Source organism: Streptomyces sp. NPDC004031 (genome assembly GCF_053604375.1).
This window is the reverse complement of record NZ_JBSGHL010000161.1, coordinates 1-1,428: the sequence shown is the minus strand read 5'-3', so window position 1 is coordinate 1,428 and position 1,428 is coordinate 1. Positions and strand designations below refer to the sequence as shown.

1 protein-coding gene is annotated in these 1,428 nt (G+C 47.3%); it reads left to right on the top strand.

What is annotated here, in order from left to right; translation table 11 throughout:
* On the top strand, positions 1-1,428 hold a 1,428-nt coding region (locus ACWERV_RS36825), incomplete at both ends, for an RHS repeat domain-containing protein (RefSeq protein ID WP_452941259.1).

Below are 1,428 nucleotides of genomic sequence, written 5' to 3'. Positions count from 1 at the left end.
CCATTCAAATCGACGACGCAGAACCGATTGTGTTTGACCGAGATGCTCTTGGCAGAATTCGCTTCGAACAACTGGGACCCGAATTGCGCCGGGAGTTGTCGTACACGTCGGAAGGATTGCTGGCAAGGCAGTCCTTGCACTCCGATGCTGGCGTGTTGTCCTTTAACGAATACACACATGACACCAATGGCGAACTTCTTGAAAAACGCGACTCTCGTTTAGGTACCGATCGGTATCAATACGATCCGATGGGCCGACTGATTGGGCATATCGAACCTGCGGGGAAATTACAACGTTTTCTATACGACCCGGCAGGTAATTTGATGAAAACACGAATTCGTCTTGATCCGCAGCACGGTGTATTCGGCCAGGATCCACACATCGATACCTGGGTCCGAGAAGGTGAGTATGGCGATTTTTTCTATACGTATGATCGCGCCGGCAATCTGACTCACAAACAAGGAGCCAATCAGGATCTAGTTTTGCACTGGAATGTTTCAGGTCAATTGATAGAAACTGAGTCGACATCGCCAACGTCACTGCCGGAGACTGAGTGCCGCACATTATATGAATATGATGCACTACACCGACGTACGCGTAAGATCGTGCACGCAAAACATGGACGACATCAATCGAGATCAATCAAAAAAAATACCGAAACGCCATCATATGAGTGCCGCTACTTCTGGGATGCCGCAACAATGATTATTGAATCCGTTTCCGGTATCGACGAAAAATCGCAGGGCAATCATATGCAATCGAAGCAATCGATCCACCAAGAGCGCGAGTTGGTTTATTATCCCGAAACCTTCCAGGCTCTGGTCGCCTTATACGGGAATCACCATCAACAAAGCGACCCCAGTTCCGCAGATGCGGATTCGTACCACAGTTCCGGGAAAATATTCGACACCTCGGCACACCTGAAAAATATTTCATTCTTCTTCGATAATGATTTAAATGGCACCCCCGTGAGAATGCTTGATCATTCTGGCCTATTGGTGTGGGAGGCTCGCTATGGATCGCTCGGAAAAGTTATCGATATCAAAACAGATGTCGTCGAGCAACCGATTAGATTGCAGGGGCAAATTTTCGACAAAGAGTCAGGATTGCACTACAACCGATATCGATATTTCGATCCAGATATCGGATTTTTTGTCAGCCAAGACCCAATCGGACTTGCGGGCGGGGTAAATCCATATCAGTTTGCCCCAAATTTATTTAGGTGGACCGATCCAACGGGGTTGGAGAAAGATCATTTGAATCACGTCCGCGCCACTATTATCATAGGAAATGGAAATCCGAAAACGTACGAGAGCGGATCGAAGGGGCACGCCGAGCAAGATGCATTTTTCGACAATTTACTTAACATAAAAAATCAGCATGTTACGCTCACTGATATCGAGGGAGACTATCGCAGCAAAAGTCAAG